The organism is Streptomyces monashensis, from assembly GCF_001866665.1.
Classification (GTDB): Bacteria; Actinomycetota; Actinomycetes; order Streptomycetales; family Streptomycetaceae; genus Streptomyces; species Streptomyces monashensis.
The window spans coordinates 91,785-111,215 of the sequence record NZ_MLYO01000014.1 but is presented as its reverse complement, the minus strand read 5'-3'; the positions used below and the strand labels follow the sequence as shown (position 1 = coordinate 111,215).

Sequence of the window (19,431 nt, the reverse complement as noted above, 5' to 3'; positions counted from 1 at the left end):
TCGGGCCCGGCGCTGTCCGCTCCGGGCCTCAGCCGGTGTGCACGCGCGGCCGGCGTTCCCGGTCCGGCTCCGCCTCGCGCAGCACCTCGCGGGTGACCGGGGCGACCTCGCCCTGGCCGAAGAGGAAGAAGCGCAGGAAGTTGGCGAACGGATTGCCCTCGGTCCACTCGAAGTAGATGTGCGGGGTGCAGCGCGTCATGTCGCGGACGTTGAGCAGGAGCGCGGCCAGGGCGTTCGGGATGGACGCGGACTCCAGGGTCAGCACCCGGTAGCGGTCGTGCAGCACCTCGCCGCGCACGGTCAGGCCTGCCTCGAACTCGGACGGGTCGGTGACCGTCACCTCGACGAAGACGAAGTCCTCCTGCTCCGGCATGTCGTTGTCGGCGCGGATCTGCTCGATCTTGTCGCGGTACTCGGCCTTGTCCCGGTGCCCGGGCTCGTTGGCGATGAACCGCATCTTGCGGCTGGCCATGTCCCGGATGAATCGTTCAGCCAGCGGATCGAACGTCACGCTGGTCACGCGCAGCTCGAAGGCGCGGGCCAGCCGGGACAGCAGCGAGACCAGGATGATGCCGACGATGAAGCAGGCACCGATCTTCACACCGTCCGGCCGCTCGATGACGTTCACGACGGTCGTGTAGATGAAGACCACCGAGATCACGCCGAACCCGATGGTCCACTTGCGCTGCCCGGCCTTGCGCGCCGCGATGGTCACGGCGATCGCCGCGGAGGTGATGAGCACCAGCACACCGGTGGCGTAGGCGCCGCCCTGCGCGTCGACGTTGGCGTCGAAGAGCCAGGTGACCAGGAAGGCGATCAGAGTGAACACGATGACCATCGGGCGCACCGCGCGGGCCCAGTGGGGGGCCATGCCGTAGCGGGGCAGATAGCGCGGCATCAGGTTCAGCAGACCGGCCATGGCGGAGGCGCCGGCGAACCACAGGATGGCGATGGTCGAGACGTCGTAGACCGTGCCGAAGGCGCCGCCGAGGTACTCGTGCGCGAGGTAGGCGAGCGCACGTCCGTTGGCCTGGCCACCGGTCTTGAAGTCCTTCTCCGGGATGAGCAGTGTGGTGATGAAGCTGGAGGTGATCAGGAAGCCGCTCATGATGATCGCGGCCGTGGTCAGCAGCTTCTTCGTGTCCCGGATCCGGCCGGTCGGCGTCTCCTCGGTGTCGTCCGGGTCGCCCTGGACGTGCGGCATGACGGCGACGCCGGTCTCGAACCCGGAGAGGCCGAGCGCGAGTTTGGGGAAGACGAGCAGCGCGAGGCCGATCATCACGAAGATGTTGCCGTGCTGCACGGTCAGCGCGTTGGACCAGTCGGTGATCACATGGCCCGCGGTGATGACGTGGTAGAGGCCGACGATCACGACGACGACGTTCAGCGCGAGGTAGACGCCGACCAGCGCCGTCGCGACGCCGATCGCCTCCAGGAAGCCCTTGAGGAAGACCGCGCCGAGCAGGGCGACCAGGAACAGCGTGATGACCATCTGGTGGCCGTGCAGGGCACTCGTCAGATGCGGGTTCTCCACCAGGTGGGTCGAGGCGTCGGCGGCGGAGAGCGTGATGGTGATCAGGAAGTCGGTGGCGGCGAAGCCGAGCAGCGTGAGCACGAAGAGCTTGCCCTGCCAGAAGGACAGCAGCCGCTCCAGCATGGCGATCGAACCCTCGCCGTGCGGAGACTCCTCGGCGACCCGGCGGTACACCGGAAGCGCGCCGGCCAGCGTCACGATGACGAGGACGATGGTCGCGATCGGCCCGAGCAGACCGGCTGCGAGGGCCGCGATACCCGGCTGGTAGCCAAGGGTGGAGAAGTAGTCGACACCGGTCAGACACATCACCCGCCACCAGCGCTGGCCCTTGTGCGGGGGCTCCGGTTCGGCGTGGGGACCCGTGTGGCCACCGGGCTTGCCCATGTCGGACAGCCCCTCCAGCATCCAGGTGCGCAATCGGCTGGAAGGAGGGTGTTCGGTCGTGGCCATCGGCGTGCTCCTGTGTGCGGCTCAGCTCTTTCCGGCCATCACGCGGACGGCCGCACCAGCGTATGCAGAGAGTGACGTCTGGGCCTATGGATCTCGGCTCGGTGGGCGTCAAACTTGCGTTAAGAATGACCGGCGGCCGACCCGGTCGCATCAACAGCGGAGGCCGGGAGCGGTGTGGCCTGGGCCACGATCCCGCCGGTGGCGCGTCCGCGGGCATTCCGGTGACCCTCACCCGGCGTCATGGCCCGGCGTGCGTTCACGGCAGCAGAACGCTTTCCTGACGTCCTCATGGTGGCCGTCGGCCGCCTGGCGGCACGACCCACGACCACGGTGCGTGACCATGGTCGGGTGCCGGACCGCTCCTAGAGCCGGCGGAGGTCCATGCGCAGATGCCATGTGTTCCGCCGGTGGACCGACAGCAGCTGGGACTGGAGCGGGGAGGGGGGTACGGCGAGGACCGGGCAGACGGCGTGCGCGAGGCAGTGCCGGGAGACCCGGCCGGAGAAGGCGCGGTGCAGTCCGCGGCGCCCCGCGCCGACGACCAGGACGTCGTCCTCGCGGTCCGCGGTCGCCACCAGCGCCGGGCCCGGTGGGCCGCGGACGACGACCGCGTGGATCGGCACCCCCGGGCCGTCCCCGCCGAAGATCTCCTCCAGCACCGCGATCAGCCGCTGCCGGGCCAGCCGCTGCCACTCCTCGGCCGCCGGACCGCCGGCGGGGGAGCGGCGTGCGGCGGGGTCGCCGCCCGGCGGCTCCCAGGCCAGCACGGTCCACAGTTCGGCGCCCAGCCGCCGGGCCAGCGAGGTGGCCCGGCGCAGGGCCGTGACGCTGCCCAGGGAGCCGCTCACGCCGACCACCACCCGAGCCACCGCCGAGGTGTCGTAACCGGACATCGCTCCACCGCTCCTCGCGCCCTGGCGGACGACGCCCGGGTGAGCGTGCGGACGTGCCCGCTGCAAGGCCCTTGCTCCCTTCCATCCCACCCCCGCGCGGAGGATTCGACCAGCCGGGGCGCACACCGCTCTCCCGTTCCTCCGCCGAAGCTCTCCCGACCCTCCGCCGCGGCGCGCCCCGCCGATAAAGTTCGCCGCCACGATCGAAACTTTCGAACGCTGTGAGGTGAGCCATGCCTCGTGTGCTCCAGCTTCGCGTACTTCCCCGTGTCCCGCTCCTCCACAGCCGGGACCCGGTGCACTGGCGGCAGCCAGGGCGGGGTGAGCGTGGCCCGCGTCGATCCGCGCACGGGGACGGTGCTGGAGGGCCCGCTCCCGATGTGGTCGGGCACCGGCCTCAGGGACTCCGGGGCCCCGCATCCGTACCGGATCGGCGCGTGGTGGTACCTGCTGCTCGCCGGGGGCGGGACCGCGCTCGGCACGGCGTCCCGGCCGCCCGTGCCCGAGCGCCGCACGGCCCCTCGGAACCGGCCCCCCGGCAACCCGCTGCTGCGCCACCGCGGCACCGGCCTGCCGGTCCGCTGCACCGGCCAGAGCGACCTGGTCCAGGCCGCTGACGGCAGCCGGTGGATGGTGCTGCTCGGCACCCGGCCGCGCGACTGGTTCCCGGAGTTCCACGTCCTCGGCCGGGAGACCTTCCTGGTGCCGGTGGAGTGGGCCGACGGCTGGCCCCGGGTGGGCCCGGTGCGGGAGAGCCATCCGGCGCCGGCCGCCCGGCGCCGCTCGAACAGCCGCCGGTGCGCGACGACTTCACCGCCCCCGTGCTCGCCCCGTGCTGGATCTCCCCGCACCGTCGGCCCGCGCGCTGCTGGTCCCTCACCCGGCGGCCCGGGCGGGCCTGCCGGTCCGGCCGGACGAGGGGCACCACGAGGACCTGGAGGTGGCCGGCGGCACGGCGGCCGTGCTCGCCCGGAACGGCCGGCTGCGTCAGCGCGTCGCCGAACACCCCGTACCGACGGACCGCCCGGTCACCCTGGCCGTCGACATCCGCGCCCACCGGCGCGCCGGACCCGCGCCCGGGCGCCTTCGAGTGGTTCGGCTACGCGCCCTCAGTCTCAGACCCCGCGTGCACGACACCTTGACGCTCCCAACGGGCCTTTCTAGAGTCGCGGTTCGGAACGTTCGGGATTTTTCTCGAATGTTTCGGCCCACTCGGCCCACCGGGATGCGGTGAACTTCGAAGGAGTACACGATGGGCGACCCTGCGCCGTCCCGCCGTGGCTTTCCGTCGGCCTCCCCGCGCACGCCGTCCACTCCGTCGCCGAGCGCCAGCTCGTCGTCGGCCTCACCGCCGGCGTCACCAAGGGCCGAGCACCCCCCTTCCCGCAGATCGGAGCCGCACCATGCCCAAGACACGTCTGAGACTCGCCGGCGTCCTCGCGGCCGTCCTCGTCGCCGCCGGTGTCGCCACCGGCCCCGCCGCCCAGGCCCATGACCGGCAGCCCACGCTCGCCGATCTCGCCCGGCGCCACGGCCGGTACTTCGGCAGCGCCACCGACAACCCCGAACTCACCGACAGCGCCTATACGAAGATCCTCGGCAGCGAGTTCGACATGATCACGCCGGGCAACGGCATGAAGTGGTACGCCACCGAACCCCGGCAGGGCGTCTTCGACTGGACCGCCGGCGACCAGATCGTGAACCTGGCCCGCGAGAACCACCAGCAGGTCCGCGCCCACACCCTGGTCTGGCACAGCCAGCTGCCCGACTGGCTCACCTCGAAGCAGTGGACGGCCGACGCGCTGCGGGCCGTGCTGAGGCAGCACATCACCACCGAGGTGCGGCACTACCGCGGCGAGGTGTACTCCTGGGACGTCGTCAACGAGGCCTTCAACGACGACGGCACCTACCGCGAGTCCCTCTGGTACAAGACGCTCGGCCCCGGCTACATCGCCGACGCGCTGCGCTGGGCCCACGAGGCCGACCCGCACGCCAGGCTGTACCTGAACGACTACAACATAGAGGCGACCGGCCCGAAGAGCGACGCCTATTACGCGCTCGCCAAGAACCTCAGAGCCGAAGGCGTCCCGCTCGACGGCATCGGCTTCCAGACCCATCTGGCGCTCCAGTACGGCTATCCCACCACGATCGAGGGCAACCTGAGCCGCTTCTCCGGCCTCGGCCTGGACACCGCGCTCACCGAGGCCGACGTACGGATGCGGCTGCCCGCGACCGACGCGATGCTGGCCGAACAGGCCGACTGGTACCGGCAGTTGACACAGGCCTGCCTGGCCGTGCGCCGGTGTGTGGGCATCACCGTCTGGGACTACACGGACAAGTACTCCTGGATCCCGGGGGTCTTCCCCGGCGAGGGTGCCGCCCTGCCCTGGGACGAGCAGCTGAACCCCAAACCGGCGTACCAGGCACTGCGGGAGGCGCTGAGCTAGCACCCGGACACGGTCAGTAGCCGCCCCTGGACGCACGTCGGGGCCGGTGCGCACCTCGTACGGTGCGGCCGGCCCCGCAGGTCCTTCGCGCGCCCTCCGCTCAGGCGGCGGTCATCACATGCTCCGCACCCAGCGGGCGGTGCGGGGCGATGATCCGGCCGTCGGGCAGCAGCTCACCGGTGTCCTCGAAGAGCAGGACGCCGTTGCACAGCAGACTCCAGCCCTGCTCGGGATGGTGCGCCACGAGACGGGCGGACTCCCGGTCGGCGGACTCTGCTGTCGGACACGGCGGCTGGTGCTGGCACATGGGTGGGATCTCTCGCTCTGTCGTGGTCATGGCCGTCCCCCGTGGTGATAAGTCGGTCGGAACCCAGTGTTGCCCTCCGGGCGTCATTCCGCAGGGATTTCGCTGCACCGCTTCTCACAGGTTCATGACGCGTCACCCGGCCGGACGGTTCAGTCCAAGTGCACTGCCCCTTTGGGTGGTTCGCGGTGGTCGGATGGGGCTAGTCCATGCAGGCCAAGCCGCTGCCCCGGGTCCCTGGCACGGGCGTCCGGCACGGGGGTGGCCCGGGTGCCGGCATGGGCGTGCCCCGCCGCCGGGGAGGCGACGGGGCACGCGGAGGGTCCGGTCAGGCGGGCGAGCCGAGCACGGGCGGGCCGAGGAGCGGGAGCGGGGTCGCGCGATGGGTCAGCACCGGAAGCAGCTCGGCGACGCGGAACGGGCGGTGCGCCGATATGCCGGGTGGGGCCGGGGCGAGGGGCACGAGCAGATCGGTGCCGGCCGGGTGCCCCGCGGCGCCGTCGGCGGTGGTGTCGCCGTGCAGCCACAGCGTGAGCATGTACAGCCCGGGGACGGACAGCAGCCGCGCCTGGTACGGCTGTTGCAGCGCCTCCGCCTGCTGTATGGCGCGCTCGGTGGAGGGGACGTAGGGGCCCTCGAAGAAGTGCGAGAAGGCCCAGCCGTCCGGGGTGAGCATGGTGTCGGCGGCGGCCACCGCCTTGTCGCCGCAGCGGATCAGGAAGCGCCAGCCGGCCAGCCGGGTCGCGGACAGGCCCTGCGGCGTGATCCGGTCCAGCACATGGACGGGAAGCGGGAGTTCGGGTGTCGCCGGGCCCTGTGCGGCGCGCAGGGACGGGGTGCGGGCCTCGCGGACGGCGGTGGGGGAACCGAGGGCGGCGAGGACGGAACGCAGTGCGGGCGCGGGGGCTGGGGGCACGTGCAGCGGCATGGTGGGTCGCCTCTCTCATTCGACAGGCGCGGCGGCGCGAGGAGGGTGGGGCGGACGGCGCTGTCTGCTCACGGAAAGGCCGGAAGGGTGGTGGCCCGGGTCGGTGAACGTGGGTGCGGCTCGGTCTGCCTCCCGTGACCGCGACGGCAGGAACATGGCGGGAACCACGACCGAGGGCGTCAACCTTCTGCCTTGTGGGCGAAGTTTATACGACGCGCGTTCGGCCGTTGTTTCGTCTATCTCATTCCGGTGAACCGCGCAAGACTGCAATACGCCATCGGTATGCGGGAATCCTCCCGATTCCCGGACCGGTCCCGCCCCGCTGACCTCGGAATACGCGTCGGTAGCGGTCGGCCGAATGTCGTCGGCGTTTTTCACGAGATGTGCCGGGTACCCGACTGGACGGGCTGCTGCATGCCCAGTGAAAATGCCTCTGGGAACAATCCGACAGAGTAGCGTGCGCCGGGTCCGCGCGGGGCGTTATCGATCGCTTCCGCTGGGCATCATCCCCCCTGCACCCGGGAGCCCGGCGGCCGTAACGTCGGTCCGCCCACCGAGGAGGGACGCTTCGATGGGGGAGAAGGTCGTGGCGGGGCAGTTCGACCTGTCCGATCGCCAGCGCTACCGCGAAAAGCTCCAGAAGTGCTTGATGGGACTGGAGCGACTCTTGGTGGAGAAGCGATTCGACCGTCCCAAGAACCTCATGGGCGTCGAGATCGAATTGAATCTCGCCGGTACCGACGGTATGCCGAAAATGTTGAACGGTCAGGTGCTGGAACGCATCGCGAGCCGCGATTTCCAAACAGAACTCGCCATGTTCAACCTGGAAGTCAACATAGCCCCACACCGGCTGGGTGGCCGGGTATTCGACCGACTCGCCGAGGAACTGCGCACCTCGCTCGCCTACGCCGACCGCAAGGCCCGCGAGGTGGACGCCGGCATCGTCATGATCGGTATCCTGCCCACGCTCGGCCCGGACGACCTGGTCTCCGCCAACCTCTCCGAGGTCGACCGCTACACCCTGCTCAACGACCAGATCGTGGCCGCGCGCGGGGAGGACTTCCGGCTCGACATCGAGGGCGTGGAACACCTCGTCCGCACGGCGAAGTCGATCGTCCCCGAGGCCGCCTGCACCTCCGTACAGCTGCACCTTCAGGTCACCCCGGGCCGGTTCGCCGACGTGTGGAACGCCGCGCAGGTGGCGTGTGCCCCGCAGATCGCCGTCGGCGCCAACTCGCCCTTCCTGTTCGGGCACGAGCTGTGGCGAGAGTCCCGGCCCCCGCTGTTCCTCCAGTCCACCGACACCCGCCCGCCCGAACTCCAGGCACAGGGCGTACGGCCGCGGACCTGGTTCGGCGAGCGCTGGATCACCTCCGCGTACGAACTGTTCGCCGAGAACCTGCGCTTCTTCCCGGCCCTGCTGCCCCTCTGCGACGACGAGGAACCGCTGGAGGTCGTCGCCGCCGGCGGCACGCCCGGCCTCGCGGAACTCGTGCTGCACAACGGCACGATCTACCGCTGGAACCGGCCGGTGTACGGCATCGCCGACGGCGTACCGCACCTGAGGGTGGAGAACCGGGTGCTGCCCGCCGGGCCCACCGTCATCGACGTGATCGCCAACGCGGCCTTCTACTACGGACTGGTGCGCTCCCTCGCCGAGGAGAGCCGGCCGGTGTGGACCCGGCTGCCCTTCGCCGCGGCCGAGGCCAACTTCGACGCCGCGTGCCGCCACGGCATCGACGCGCGGTTCGTGTGGCCGCGGCGCGGGCGCTACGGCGGCACGGGCGAGGTCGACGCGGTCACCCTCGTCCGCGACGAGCTGCTGCCGCTGGCCTCCGCCGGACTGGACGCGTGGGGGGTGGAGACCGCCGACCGGGACCTGTACCTGGGCGTCATCGAGGAGCGTTGCCGACGCCGGGTGAACGGGGCGTCCTGGCAGGCGGCCACCTTCCACCAGGCCCTCGAACAGGGCCTGACCCGCGAGGCGGCACTGGCCGCGACGACGCGCCGCTATGCCGAGCTGATGCTCGCGGGGGAGCCGGTGCACATGTGGCCGGTGGGCCTGCCGGAACCGGTCGCCCCGCTGGGGCTGGGGGTTGAGCTGGGCTGAGCCGGTGAGGCTGGCCGCAGTGCTCGGCGTCCTACCGGTGTACCGTCCTCACCGTCCCCACGTCTCCTTCTGCGATCCTTGCCAGGCGAGAGGTGGGCCTGCGGGCCCGTGAGCCGGCGGGAGGCAGGGGTGCAGGTGGAGGCTGACGCGGTGACCGATTCCGGGGCGCGGCGGCGCGACCCGCGGCGGATCCTGCGGGACGAGACGCTGCTCGTGCTCGCGCTGTCGCTGGGCGCGAGCGGGGTCTCCGCGCTGATCAGCTTCGTCGGCTCGGTGACCAAGCCGGGCGGCCTGAAGGACCAGGCGGCCACCATGAACGCGTCGGCCGCCCCGGGGCGGCCCTGGCTGGACCTCACCTGGCAGCTCTTCGGCATCGCGACCGCCCTGGTCCCCGTCGCCCTGATCGCCCATCTGCTGCTGCGCGAGGGCGCCGGCCTGCGCACGCTGGGCTTCGACCGCACCAGGCCGTGGCCCGACCTCGGCCGGGGCGCCGCGATCGCGGCGGTGATCGGCAGCACCGGCATCGCCTTCTACCTGGCCGCCCGCGGCCTCGGCTTCAACCTCACGGTCATCCCCGAGGCGCTGCCGAGCGTGTGGTGGAAGTACCCCGTGCTGATCCTGTCCGCCGTGCAGAACGCGGTCCTCGAAGAGGTCATCGTCGTCGGCTATCTGCTGCGCAGGCTCGGCCAGTTGGGCTGGTCCGCGGGGACCGCGCTGGTGGCCAGCGCGGTCCTGCGCGGCTCCTACCACCTCTACCAGGGCGTCGGCGGCTTCGTCGGCAACATGGTGATGGGCGTGGTGTTCGTGTACCTGTACCGCCGCTGGGGGCGCGTCGGTCCGCTGGTCGTCGCCCATTCCCTGCTCGACATCGGCGCGTTCGTCGGCTACGCCCTGCTCGCGCACAGGGTGCCCTGGCTGCCCACGGGCTGACCGCGCGTCAGGCGTGCAGCTCGCCCTCGACGACGGTGACCGCGCGACCCGTGAGGAGGGTGCGTTCGCCGCGCAGTCCGGTGCGGACGAGACCGGTGCGGCGGGAGGCCTGGAGCCCCGTGAGGTCGTCACGGCCCAGCCGGGCGGACCAGTGCGGGGCGAGCGCGGTGTGGGCGGAGCCGGTGACCGGGTCCTCGTCGATACCGACGTTCGGGAAGAAACAGCGCGAGACGAAGTCGTAGCCCCGGGCGGGATCCTCGGCGCGAGCCGTGGCGATGACGCCCCGTGCGGAGCAGCCGGCCAGGGCCTTGTGGTCCGGGGCGAGCCCCAGCACCGTTTTCTCGTCGGCCAGTTCCACCAGCAGGTCACCGACGTTCGCGCCGGTGTCGAACGCGGCGACCGGCTCGGCGCCGAGCGCGTCGGCGACCCCGGCCGGGGCCTCGACCCGGGTGAGCGGGGCGGTCGGGAAGTCGAGGGTGATCGAGCCGTCCGCGGCGGGCGTCGCCACGAGCACGCCGCTGCGGGTGGCGAACCGCGCCGGGCCCGGGTGGGCGCCGGTGGTGTGCAGGACGTGGGCCGTGGCGAGCGTGGCGTGCCCGCACATCGCGACCTCCGTGACGGGCGTGAACCAGCGCAGCGCCCAGTCGGCCTCGCCGCCCTCGGGCAGCCGGTGCGCGAACGCCGTCTCGGCGTGGTTCACCTCCATGGCGACGTTCTGGAGCCAGGTGTCGTCCGGGAAGGCGTCGTCCAGGAGCAGGACCCCGGCCGGGTTGCCGGTGAAGGGGCGGTCGGTGAAGGCGTCCACGATTCGCAGGTGCATGAGCCGACGCTAGTGGTCGCACCGGGCCCCGGCCCAAGGCCAATTCACGAGTCCTGGCCTGCTTCACCGGCGACCGCCCCGGGGTCGCGGTGAACAGTACGTGGCCGCTAGGGTGGGCCGGTGGCGTCGATCAAGAAGTTCCAGGTCACCTTCGACTGCGCGGAACCCGAGCGCGTCGCTCGTTTCTGGTGCGAGGTGTTGGGATACGTCGCACCGCCGCCGCCGGAGGGGTTCGCCACGTGGGACGACTTCCATCGCACGCTGCCGCCTGAGGAGCGGGGCGCATGGTTCGCCTGCAGTGACCCCACGGGTGTGGGCCCACGCCTGTTCTTCCAGCGCGTTCCCGAGGGCAAGGTCGTCAAGAACCGGGTCCATCTCGACGTGCGGGCCGGCACCGGGCTCGTGGGCGAAGAGCGCCTCGCCGTCCTCGAGGCCGAGTGCGCACGACTGGTCGCGCTCGGCGCGGTACGCGTGCGACTGCTGCCGGCCGATGACGAGAACGAGTCGTGCATCGTGATGCAGGACATCGAGGGCAACGAGTTCTGCCTCGACTGAGGAGCCGTCGATGGGATCCGTTCAAGGGACCCGTCTCTCAGTCCGGATCTGCCTTTCCGACCGGATCGGCGGCGACCAGCAGCGCGGCGAACACGAGGGGGGCCGCCGTCTGGTACCCCATCCAGACCTCGCCCCCGGCGCTGCCGCCCCGCCACGCCGTCAGGAGCCCGGCCAGGGCCGCCAGCACCCAGCCGCTGTCGTAGGCGATCATGAGCCGCGTGTACGTGCGCATCGACCGGCTGCGCGTGTATCCGATCTCGATGCCCCCGCTGATCAGCAGGGCCACGCCCGAGACGACCATCAGCCAGACCGGCGCGCCGAGTAACCGGCCGAGCGGGGCGGCGCCGGCGATGCAGCCGGCGGCGAGCAGCACCTTGAAGCCGCCATCGGCGATGGCCCCCACCGTCCGGCGGGTCACCCGCGCTGCCACGACCTGGGTCATCGGCGTCCTCCTCGAAACTCGTCACGGTGGTTCCCGTAACGATATTACGGCAATAATCGGACTATGAGAATGACGAGAGCGGAGGCCAAGGAGCGCAACCGCCGCGCCTTGCTGGATGCCGCGTTCCAGGTCGTCTCCCGGGACGGGTACCGGGCCAGGCTTGACGAGATCGCCGACCGCGCCGACCTGACCACCGGCGCCGTCTACTCACTGTTCGGGAGCAAGAACGGCCTGGTGGTCGCTCTGGTCGCCGACCACCTGCGGCCGTACTACGAGGAGATCGAGCAGGCGGTTCCGGCGGGACTCGATCTGCAGGAAGCGGTCGACGCCTTCGCCCGGTACTACCGGCGCAGTTGTGACGCCCCGGACGCGCTGTCCCGGCTGTCGCTCCAGATCACCCTGCTGGACATGGCCCTGCATGACCCGGACCTGGGGGCCCAGCTCGCCACCTCCGTCCGGGCGCAGGAGAACCATCTGATCGCGCTGTTCACCGGAAGGCCGTACGACGGAGGCGTCGTGACGTCGCCACAGGCACAACGCCTGACCACCGCGCTCAGGGCACTGTTCGTCGGCCTCGGCCAGGGCGTCCCCCTCGGCCTCGCCCCTGAGGCCGACGAGCAGTACTTCGCCGACGCTGCCCGCGCTCTGGTATCGGGAATGTCCCTCATCACTGCGACCGGATGAGGCCGAAGCGGTCCGGGCGGGTCCTGGAGTCCGGACGGCGGGGTTCGAGCGTGGATCCGATGGGGCTGAGGGGGGCGGGGGTTGGGAATTTCTTTTTTTGGGGGGAGGGCTCAGGCGATCCTCAGACGCCAGGTTCTCAGGGCCGACCGGCCGTGTGTAGCACGGTCGTCAGACGTGCGAGCCCCTCCGGCCCGTAGCCCTCCGCGACGGCGCGGTCGATGACGCCTCGCGCCGCACTGAGCATCCCCACGTCGATTCCGTGGCCGGAGGCGGTGTTGATGATGTGTGTGATCCCGGATGCCGCGGAGGCGATCGTGGATCGGTCCCCGGGATAGCGGCCGCTCTGGATCTGCTGGGCGAAACGCTTGATCACCTCCGGGAGGAGTCCGCCGATGCCGGTGGCGAAGGCCGCGAACCGTTCTGGCTCGATGCCCTCGGCCGACGCGAGGGCGAAGGCGTGCGCAACGCCGTTGACCGAGGTGGCGAAGATGTCCAGGAGCGCGACCTCGTAGGCGGATGCCTGGCCGGGATCGTCCCCGAGATGCACCGCGGTGCCGCCCATCGCCGCCATGGTCTCCCGAACGGCCTCGTAGGCATCACGGCCGCCGCTGAAGAGGACGGCGGCGGACGGCGTGCCCATCGCCGGTGTCGGGGTCAGGATCGCGCCGTCCAGGTAGTCGATCCCGCGCGAAGACGCCCACCGTGACATCTGGCGGGCCTGAGCCGGTTCTCCGCTGGTGAGGTTGACCAGGCACCGGTTCCCCCACCTCGCCTGCGCGGGTTCGAGCGTGGCCCGCACCGCGTCGTAGTCGATCAGACAGGCAATGATCACTTGTCCGGCCGCCACCGCGTCCTGGACCGAGCCGGCGGTCGCCGCCCCCCGGTCGAGGAGGTCTCCGGCCCTTCCAGGCGTGCGGTTCCACACGGTCACCGGATGGCGGGCTTCGAGGAAGGCTGAGGCCAGGGCGCGGCCCATCGGGCCGAGGCCGAGGACGGTTACGGGCGTGAGCCGGGTGTTCTCGTCAGAGGTTTCGATCACGTCTCGAACGCTAAACCCTCACATTGACGTCAAGGTCAAGCGCTGTTGGACTCATCCCCATGAGGATCGGTGAACTGTCACGACGCACCGGCGCGAGCCAGCGCTCCCTGCGCTATGACGAAGAACAGGGGCTACTCACCCCGACACGCCTGCCGAACGGATACCGCGACTACGACGAACACACCGTCACCACCGTGCGACGCATCCAGGTCCTGCTCTCCGCGGGACTCGGCACATCGGCCGTCGCCGAGATCCTTCCCTGCGCCGTCGACGACGGCGTCGTCCTGTCCGGGCGGTGCCCGGAACTCATCGAAGGCCTCGCGAAGGAGCGCCACCGGATCAACGCGGCGATCGGCGACCTGATCACTGCTCGCGACATCCTCGACTCCCTCGTCGGACGCCCACTGCGCGCCCAGGCCGTCCCTTCGCGCTGAAGCCGACGGACGTTGACGCCATTGCTCGTGGGACCGCCCCGTCCACCAGGCCGGTGGACGGGCCGTCAGATGTCAGTGGAGTGCGGTCGAGCCGGTGGTTCCGGTCCGCGGGAGGCGGGCTCCGCGGGCGGCGACCCCGTCGACACCGACGAACCCCGCCTGAACGTCCGACGCGTCCGCCCAGCCGTACCCCGCCTCCACCGGCCCGCCCACGGCTCCTCAGTCGATGCAGAACTCGTTGCCCTCGATGTCCTGCATCGGGATGCACGCATCATTGCCGTCGTACAGCGTCTGCACGTGTACGGCGCCGAGCGGGACCAGTCGTGCACATTCGGCCTCAAGCGCGGCGAGGCGCTCTTCCCCCACGAGTCCGGTGCCGACCCGCACGTCGAGATGCACCCGGTTCTTGGCGGCCTTCCCTTCGGGGACGCGCTGGAAGTACAGTCGCGGGCCCACACCAGAGGGGTCACTGCAGGCGAACCATGAATCCCGCTGCTCAGGCGGCTGTGATCGCTTGAAGTCGTCCCACGTGGCAAACCCCTCGGGCGGCGGCGGTACGACGTACCCCAACACCTCGCACCAGAAGCGAGCGAGCCGCTCGGGTTCCGCGCAGTCGAAGGTGACTTGGAACTTCTTGATCGACGTCATGGGTCCACCGTATGGGCGCGCGTCGATCAGCGGGATGTCGGGGTTTCATCGCCGGCGCCCGGACGCTGGATCCCACCTCCCGGCCGGACCGCGCGGCAGCGAACCGGCCCCGTGAGCGCCTCGGGTTCCGTATCAGGTGTCCTGTCTCCATGGAGTTGGTTTTCTGTACGTCGCTGACCTGCATGGACTGGATTGGATTGGGTGGGACACAGCGACTTGGTTCGTTGAGACGGACGGCTCGCCGGGCCGTAGCAGGCTCGGCCTCGTGGGCGGCGGATACGCTCGTCGCATGGACGTCCGTGTAGACATCATCAGGGAAACGAGTGAGGAACTCGTCAACGCCTTCGGTCGACTGTTGCTGCAGTTGTCCTCGACGGCAAAGCCCCTTGATCATGAGACGGTCAGGCAGATGGTCACCTGCGATGCCAACACGGCGGATCTCACCTCCCGGCCGGATCGTTCGGCTGCGAACCGGCTCTATGAGCGTCTCGGCTTCCGAACCAGGCAGTCGACTGTCTATCGCTTCGCGCTTGACGAGTAGAGGCCCCAACCCATCGTGGGATTCCGGGTGTCCCGTCTCATCGGATCTTGCAGAGGCGAGGCCGCTGCCCTGCGGGGCGACAGGTTCAACCGCGACCTGCCGAGGGCAGCGACGAGGCGTCGCGAAGACGCGTGGGCGGTGCGGTTGGCGCGTCTCGTGGATCATGGCGAGGGTGATGCCGCCCGAGCAGGACCTTGCCGGGTTGGTGAGACGCTTGACGGCCGGTTTCGCATGGAAGATGGCAGTTTCCTGGTCGGAAGCCGCAGTAGTGGATGTGCTCAGGAAGAGGGGCGCCACTGACGATCCTGAAGCTCATCGCGGGCGTTCGACCAAACGATCTCGAACTCGTCGGCCGACAACGACTGCGGGTCGTGCCCTTCCCACTCGGAGACGGGTGGTTCCGCGGTCAGACCGTAGACGCTCTCGTATTCAGCCGACCGACCGTCTCTTTGGGCTTCTTGCCACTCGGCCAGCGAGGCAGCGGTCAGAGCCTTGTCTCCGGGCTCCTGCAACTCGACTTGCCGGATCGCATAGCCATCGGCGTCCAGCTCGAAGCAGAACCAGACGGCTTCCTCGTCCCAGAAGCAGCGAACCCAGCGTGTCACGGGTTCACCGCGTCGAAGGGCTCGTCGTGCCATCGCCAGCCGGCGGTGCCGTCGTCGTGGATGTGCAGCATGAACTCGGCGACCGGGCCGCCGTCAGGAAACATCAGGGTGAGCGCACTGCGAATCTGGGTGTAGCAGGCGTCGGCCCGCTCCCAGTCCTCCTCGTCGGCAGCCCGCTCTTGCTCAGTGAAGAGGGGACGGAACTCTTCAAAACCAGGAAGTGTCTCGACTTCGGCGTGAGTCCAGGGCATGTCGGTACCGGTCACGGTCAGCCGGGCAATCTCGTGGCCACCGTGGTGGAGCCGCCAGATACTGCCGGTGGTCAGGTTCAGGCTGGTCATATCCCCATGATGGCGATCAGCACTGACAGGTGGGGGACGAGCCGCGGTTCGCTGCGACGGGACACCGGGCTCAGACGCGCCGACCAGGTTCGCTGAGACAGAAGCCCGAACGACTCGGTTCGTTGAGACACGACCCGATTGAGTGAGGACGGGACACCAGGCAGTCGACCCACGGCATTGCCATGCGATCGGTTCCGATATATCGTTGAGACATCGCGAACGATACGCGATGCAGACGTGACAGATCATCGATGGAATGGAGTGATGGCGATGCGCAGCCACGGATACGAGCACGGACACCGGCATGAGGGTCACGGGTACCGGGGCCTCGGCGGGTTCGAGGGACGTCGGGCCGCGTTCGGGCCCTTCGGGCCGGGTGGGCCGGGATTCGGTCCCGGTGGACCCGGTTTCGGCCCCGGCGCCTGGGGGCCCCGTGGGCGCGGCGGTCCGAGGGGGCGGGCGCGGCGCGGTGACGTACGCGCCTCGATCCTGGCCCTGCTGAAGGACCGGCCGATGCACGGCTACGAGATGATCCAGGAGATCGCCGAACGCAGCGGCGGCGCGTGGAAGCCCAGCCCCGGTTCGGTGTACCCCACGCTCCAGCTGCTGGAGGACGAGGGCCTGATCGCCAGCGAGAGCGAGGGCGGCAAGAAGCTGTTCGCGCTCACCGGTGACGGGCGTTCCGTCGCCGACGAGGGCCCGGACGCCCCGTGGGAGGAGGCCTCGCGCGGGGTCGACTGGGAGGCCCTCGGCGAGATCCGGCAGGCCGGCTTCGGCCTGATGGAGGCCTTCAGCCAGGTCTGGAAGACCGGCAGCAAGGAGCAGCGCGAGAAGGCGCTGGCCGTCATCAACGAAGCCCGCAAGAAGCTGTACCTGATCCTCGCCGACGAGCACTGACCCGTACCGAAGGCGCCCCGCGGACCGTCCGCGGGGCGCCTTCGCGCGTTCGCCGCTCAGGCCACCAGTCCGGCCAGCTTGCGCAGGGACTCGTTGAGCGCGGCCGTCGCCGAGTCCTTGAGCTTGCCCGCCATGAGGGAGACGGCGGCGCCCGTGAACTCGCCGTCGATACGGACCACCGTGGCCTCGCCCTGCGGGGTGAGCGTGTACCGCGTGGCGACGGTCACGGCCATCGGCCCCTTGCCGCGAATGGCGAGCACCCGGGCCGGCTCCAGCTCCTCGACGGTCCACTCGACCTCCGCCGGGAAGCCCATCAGCTTCATGTTCTCCTGGAAGGTCCCGCCCACCGCCAGGGTCTCCGGTCCGCCCTTGGGGAAGTTGGTGTGGGTCGCGTTCCACTCCCCGTACGCCGACCAGTCGGTGAGCTGCGCCCATACCTTCTCGGCCTGCGCCTCCACGCGTGCCTCAGCACTGACTTCGGCCATGCGACCACCCCTTCGTGTCGGGCTACGGTGTCGCGGAACGTAGCCGCAGCGGCTGCAATGTTCAACACTGATGAACCGTCAGGAATGGCGTGGAAATGGTGACATGGAAGGTGAAGGGGAAACCGTGAGGCGGTTGGTTCAGCCGATCCGTCGGATCAGCGCCGCGTCGAACAGGTCCCACGCGCGCGGGAAGGCGCTCTCGTCGTGGCAGTGCCAGGCGTCCCAGAACAGGTCGGCGAGTACGGCGCCCTCCGGGGCGTACACCCGGTAGACGTACTGCTTGCCGTCGACCGCCGGCAGCGCCACAAGCCAGCACTCGCGTGCGCTCTCCATATACAAGGGGGACGAGTACGGAGGCGTGGCGGTTGCGCCCAGGGCGTACGGCGAGGCGGCGCGCGCGTCCTGTGGGGCGTCCCGGTCCGGATCTCCGCCAGGTCGGCCGAATCTCCTCCGTAAGGATGAGATTGCGCTCGGCGATGTCCACTCTGTGTGGGACGCGAAGATGGTTCCGCTCGCGGATGACTCGGACCGTTGAGGCTGATGGGGTAGAGGTTGTGCAACCCCGTACTACCCGCGGGACCGCCCATGACGAGGCGGTTCCGCAGATCGAGGACGATGCCGCGCTCGGCGCCGAGCTGGCAGCGGTGGTCGCGGGTGCCCGCCGGAGGGCCGTCCGGGACGGGGACCGGCAGATCGACACCGCCCATCTGCTGCACTCCCTCCTGGAGCACGACCCCGAGGTCCGTGCCGCCGTCGGCGACCCGCAGCGGCTCGCGAGGCTGCTCGGCTACCTCGTGCAGCGCAGCATCGGCTACGGCCTGCGCTGGCAGGGCAGTGTGGAGGACTCCGGCGCCATCGTCGTACCCGCCCCGGCCCGCTCCCTCGCGCGCGACACCCGGGACGCCCCCGCCTGGTCGCCCGCCGCGGCCGCGGCCATGAGCGGCGCCCGCGAGCGGGCCCGGCACCGCGGCGAGCTCCGCCCCGCCGGCACCGATCTGCTCGCCGCGCTCGCCGCGGACCCCGGTGCCCGCGCGGTCGAGGTCCTCGAACGCGCCGGCATCTCCGCCCTTGACCTGGGCGCCCGGATCGACGCCGGTACCGAGGAGTACGCGGGCGACGGGAGCGCGAGCTGCTGAACCGCTGAGCCCGTACGGTCCGGAGAGCCGGCCGGCTGTCGGCGGCTGGGCGGTCCAGTCCATGAGACAGGTGTCAAAGGGAGTGACGCTCATGTCGCCGCCTGCCATCATGTGCCGGTGCAGATGTCTGAAAGCAGTCAGGGCAGTCACGGCAAAGGTGCCGGACTCGGTCTCGCGCTCGTGTCGGCGCTCGCCTTCGGCGGGTCCGGTGTGGCCGCGAAACCACTGATCGAGGCGGGACTCGACCCGCTCCACGTGGTGTGGCTGCGGGTCACCGGCGCCGCCCTGGTCATGCTGCCGCTCGCCGTACGCCACCGGAGCCTGCCGCGCCGCCGGCCCGCGCTGCTCGCCGGGTTCGGACTGCTCGCCGTCGCCGGTGTCCAGGCCTGCTACTTCGCCGCGCTCTCCCGGATCCCGGTGGGCGTGGCGCTGCTCGTCGAATATCTGGCCCCGGCCCTGGTGCTGGGCTGGGTGCGGTTCGTCCAGCGGCGGCCGGTGACCCGCGCCGCCGCGCTCGGTGTCGTCCTCGCGGCCGGCGGCCTCGCCTGTGTCGTCGAGGTCTGGTCGGGACTGAGCTTCGACCCGCTCGGCCTGCTGTTCGCGCTCGCCGCCGCCTGCTGCCAGGTCGGCTACTTCGTCCTAGCCGACCAGGGCAGCGACGCGGGCGAGGAGGCCCCGGACCCGCTCGGCGTCATCGCGTACGGCCTGCTCGTCGGCGCCGCCGTACTCACCGTGGTGGCCCGCCCCTGGACCATGCGCTGGTCGGTGCTGACCGGCTCCGCGGAGATGAACGGCACCGTCGTACCCGCCGTCGTCCTGCTGGCCTGGATCGTGCTGATCGCCACGGTCGCCGCGTACGTCACCGGGGTGCTCTCGGTGCGGCGGCTGTCGCCGCAGGTCGCCGGGGTCGTCGCCTGTCTGGAGGCGGTGGTCGCCACCGTGCTGGCCTGGGTGCTGCTCGGCGAGCACCTCTCGGCGCCGCAGCTCGTCGGCGGACTGGTCGTCCTGATCGGCGCGTTCATCGCGCAGTCCTCCACCCCGGCCAAGAACTCCGCCGAGCCCGTGGCCTCGCGCGGCCCGGACCGGGAGTTGTCGGCGCGCGGGACGTCCGCCTAGGGTTCCGGTCATGCCGTCCACCCTGGTTCTTCCGCCCCCGGCTGCCTGAGGCGGGCCTCCGGGACACCCGCCCGGCGCGTGTGCGCCGGGCC

At 70.5% G+C, this 19,431-nt stretch carries 23 protein-coding genes; 11 read left to right on the top strand and 12 right to left on the bottom strand.

Annotation, left to right across the window (positions count from 1 at the left end):
* Window positions 1–28: 28 nt before the first annotated feature.
* Window positions 29–1,984, bottom strand: a complete 1,956-nt coding sequence (locus BIV23_RS07775) for an APC family permease (protein ID WP_071380008.1) — start codon at window positions 1,982–1,984, stop codon at window positions 29–31.
* A gap of 362 nt (window positions 1,985–2,346) precedes the next feature.
* Window positions 2,347–2,877, bottom strand: coding sequence for a universal stress protein (locus BIV23_RS07770; protein ID WP_071380007.1), 531 nt, complete (start codon window positions 2,875–2,877; stop codon window positions 2,347–2,349).
* A 240-nt stretch (window positions 2,878–3,117) separates the two neighbouring features.
* On the opposite strand from BIV23_RS07770, the gene BIV23_RS53870 reads away from it, so the two are divergent.
* Both BIV23_RS53870 and BIV23_RS07765 read left to right on the top strand, forming a co-directional pair.
* Entirely contained in the window at window positions 3,118–4,041 is a 924-nt protein-coding gene (locus BIV23_RS53870; RefSeq protein ID WP_079173005.1) for a family 43 glycosylhydrolase, read from the top strand.
* A 239-nt stretch (window positions 4,042–4,280) separates the two neighbouring features.
* A complete protein-coding gene (locus BIV23_RS07765) occupies window positions 4,281–5,324 on the top strand; it encodes a glycoside hydrolase family 10 protein (protein WP_071380006.1) in 1,044 nt (347 codons plus the stop codon).
* Between the two features lie 100 nt (window positions 5,325–5,424).
* On the opposite strand, the gene BIV23_RS07760 is transcribed toward BIV23_RS07765, so the two are convergent.
* Window positions 5,425–5,631, bottom strand: a complete 207-nt coding sequence (locus BIV23_RS07760) for a DUF5999 family protein (RefSeq protein ID WP_071377983.1) — start codon at window positions 5,629–5,631, stop codon at window positions 5,425–5,427.
* A 325-nt stretch (window positions 5,632–5,956) separates the two neighbouring features.
* Entirely contained in the window at window positions 5,957–6,556 is a 600-nt protein-coding gene (locus tag BIV23_RS07755; RefSeq protein ID WP_071380005.1) for a hypothetical protein, read from the bottom strand.
* 571 nt (window positions 6,557–7,127) lie between these two features.
* Between BIV23_RS07755 and BIV23_RS07750 the strand changes: the two genes are divergently transcribed.
* Together BIV23_RS07750 and BIV23_RS07745 are read left to right on the top strand one after the other, a co-directional pair.
* Entirely contained in the window at window positions 7,128–8,666 is a 1,539-nt protein-coding gene (locus BIV23_RS07750) for a glutamate-cysteine ligase family protein (protein WP_071380004.1), read from the top strand.
* Between the two features lie 129 nt (window positions 8,667–8,795).
* The gene (locus BIV23_RS07745) at window positions 8,796–9,596 is read left to right on the top strand and encodes a CPBP family intramembrane glutamic endopeptidase (protein ID WP_071380003.1); all 801 of its coding nucleotides are present in this window, start codon (window positions 8,796–8,798) and stop codon (window positions 9,594–9,596) included.
* Between the two features lie 7 nt (window positions 9,597–9,603).
* On the opposite strand, the gene BIV23_RS07740 is transcribed toward BIV23_RS07745, so the two are convergent.
* Window positions 9,604–10,416 (bottom strand): PhzF family phenazine biosynthesis protein, encoded by an 813-nt coding sequence (locus tag BIV23_RS07740; protein ID WP_071380002.1) that lies wholly within the window; start codon window positions 10,414–10,416, stop codon window positions 9,604–9,606.
* Between the two features lie 120 nt (window positions 10,417–10,536).
* Between BIV23_RS07740 and BIV23_RS07735 the strand changes: the two genes are divergently transcribed.
* Window positions 10,537–10,971 (top strand): VOC family protein, encoded by a 435-nt coding sequence (locus BIV23_RS07735; protein ID WP_071380001.1) that lies wholly within the window; start codon window positions 10,537–10,539, stop codon window positions 10,969–10,971.
* 37 nt (window positions 10,972–11,008) lie between these two features.
* On the opposite strand, the gene BIV23_RS07730 is transcribed toward BIV23_RS07735, so the two are convergent.
* On the bottom strand, window positions 11,009–11,413 hold the full coding sequence (locus BIV23_RS07730) for a hypothetical protein (protein WP_177239770.1): 405 nt from the start codon (window positions 11,411–11,413) through the stop codon (window positions 11,009–11,011).
* 69 nt (window positions 11,414–11,482) lie between these two features.
* Between BIV23_RS07730 and BIV23_RS07725 the strand changes: the two genes are divergently transcribed.
* Window positions 11,483–12,097, top strand: coding sequence for a TetR/AcrR family transcriptional regulator (locus BIV23_RS07725; protein ID WP_071380000.1), 615 nt, complete (start codon window positions 11,483–11,485; stop codon window positions 12,095–12,097).
* 136 nt (window positions 12,098–12,233) lie between these two features.
* On the opposite strand, the gene BIV23_RS07720 is transcribed toward BIV23_RS07725, so the two are convergent.
* Entirely contained in the window at window positions 12,234–13,136 is a 903-nt protein-coding gene (locus BIV23_RS07720) for an NAD(P)-dependent oxidoreductase (RefSeq protein ID WP_071379999.1), read from the bottom strand.
* A 59-nt stretch (window positions 13,137–13,195) separates the two neighbouring features.
* On the opposite strand from BIV23_RS07720, the gene BIV23_RS07715 reads away from it, so the two are divergent.
* Window positions 13,196–13,570: a MerR family transcriptional regulator gene (locus BIV23_RS07715; protein WP_071379998.1), complete on the top strand. Its 375-nt coding sequence runs from the start codon at window positions 13,196–13,198 to the stop codon at window positions 13,568–13,570.
* Between the two features lie 219 nt (window positions 13,571–13,789).
* Here BIV23_RS07715 and BIV23_RS07710 read toward each other — a convergent pair whose 3' ends face one another.
* Window positions 13,790–14,218, bottom strand: a complete 429-nt coding sequence (locus BIV23_RS07710; protein WP_071379997.1) for a VOC family protein — start codon at window positions 14,216–14,218, stop codon at window positions 13,790–13,792.
* Window positions 14,219–14,507: 289 nt separating this feature from the next.
* Between BIV23_RS07710 and BIV23_RS07705 the strand changes: the two genes are divergently transcribed.
* Window positions 14,508–14,759 (top strand): N-acetyltransferase, encoded by a 252-nt coding sequence (locus tag BIV23_RS07705; RefSeq protein ID WP_071379996.1) that lies wholly within the window; start codon window positions 14,508–14,510, stop codon window positions 14,757–14,759.
* Window positions 14,760–15,037: 278 nt separating this feature from the next.
* Here the strand turns inward: BIV23_RS07705 and BIV23_RS07700 are convergent, their stop codons facing one another.
* Both BIV23_RS07700 and BIV23_RS07695 read right to left on the bottom strand, forming a co-directional pair.
* Entirely contained in the window at window positions 15,038–15,364 is a 327-nt protein-coding gene (locus tag BIV23_RS07700) for a hypothetical protein (protein WP_071379995.1), read from the bottom strand.
* Window positions 15,361–15,705, bottom strand: coding sequence for a hypothetical protein (locus BIV23_RS07695; protein ID WP_071379994.1), 345 nt, complete (start codon window positions 15,703–15,705; stop codon window positions 15,361–15,363). Before BIV23_RS07695 ends, BIV23_RS07700 begins: the two co-directional genes overlap by 4 nt.
* 270 nt (window positions 15,706–15,975) lie before the next feature.
* On the opposite strand from BIV23_RS07695, the gene BIV23_RS45785 reads away from it, so the two are divergent.
* Window positions 15,976–16,602: a PadR family transcriptional regulator gene (locus BIV23_RS45785; RefSeq protein ID WP_079173010.1), complete on the top strand. Its 627-nt coding sequence runs from the start codon at window positions 15,976–15,978 to the stop codon at window positions 16,600–16,602.
* A gap of 56 nt (window positions 16,603–16,658) precedes the next feature.
* On the opposite strand, the gene BIV23_RS07685 is transcribed toward BIV23_RS45785, so the two are convergent.
* Together BIV23_RS07685 and BIV23_RS48385 are read right to left on the bottom strand one after the other, a co-directional pair.
* Window positions 16,659–17,087: a type II toxin-antitoxin system Rv0910 family toxin gene (locus BIV23_RS07685; RefSeq protein WP_071379993.1), complete on the bottom strand. Its 429-nt coding sequence runs from the start codon at window positions 17,085–17,087 to the stop codon at window positions 16,659–16,661.
* A gap of 138 nt (window positions 17,088–17,225) precedes the next feature.
* Window positions 17,226–17,420, bottom strand: a complete 195-nt coding sequence (locus BIV23_RS48385) for a hypothetical protein (protein ID WP_177239762.1) — start codon at window positions 17,418–17,420, stop codon at window positions 17,226–17,228.
* A gap of 221 nt (window positions 17,421–17,641) precedes the next feature.
* Between BIV23_RS48385 and BIV23_RS07680 the strand changes: the two genes are divergently transcribed.
* The gene (locus tag BIV23_RS07680) at window positions 17,642–18,223 is read left to right on the top strand and encodes a Clp protease N-terminal domain-containing protein (RefSeq protein WP_245790420.1); all 582 of its coding nucleotides are present in this window, start codon (window positions 17,642–17,644) and stop codon (window positions 18,221–18,223) included.
* Window positions 18,224–18,346: 123 nt separating this feature from the next.
* Window positions 18,347–19,339, top strand: a complete 993-nt coding sequence (locus tag BIV23_RS07675) for an EamA family transporter (protein WP_425443468.1) — start codon at window positions 18,347–18,349, stop codon at window positions 19,337–19,339.
* Window positions 19,340–19,431 lie beyond the last annotated feature (92 nt).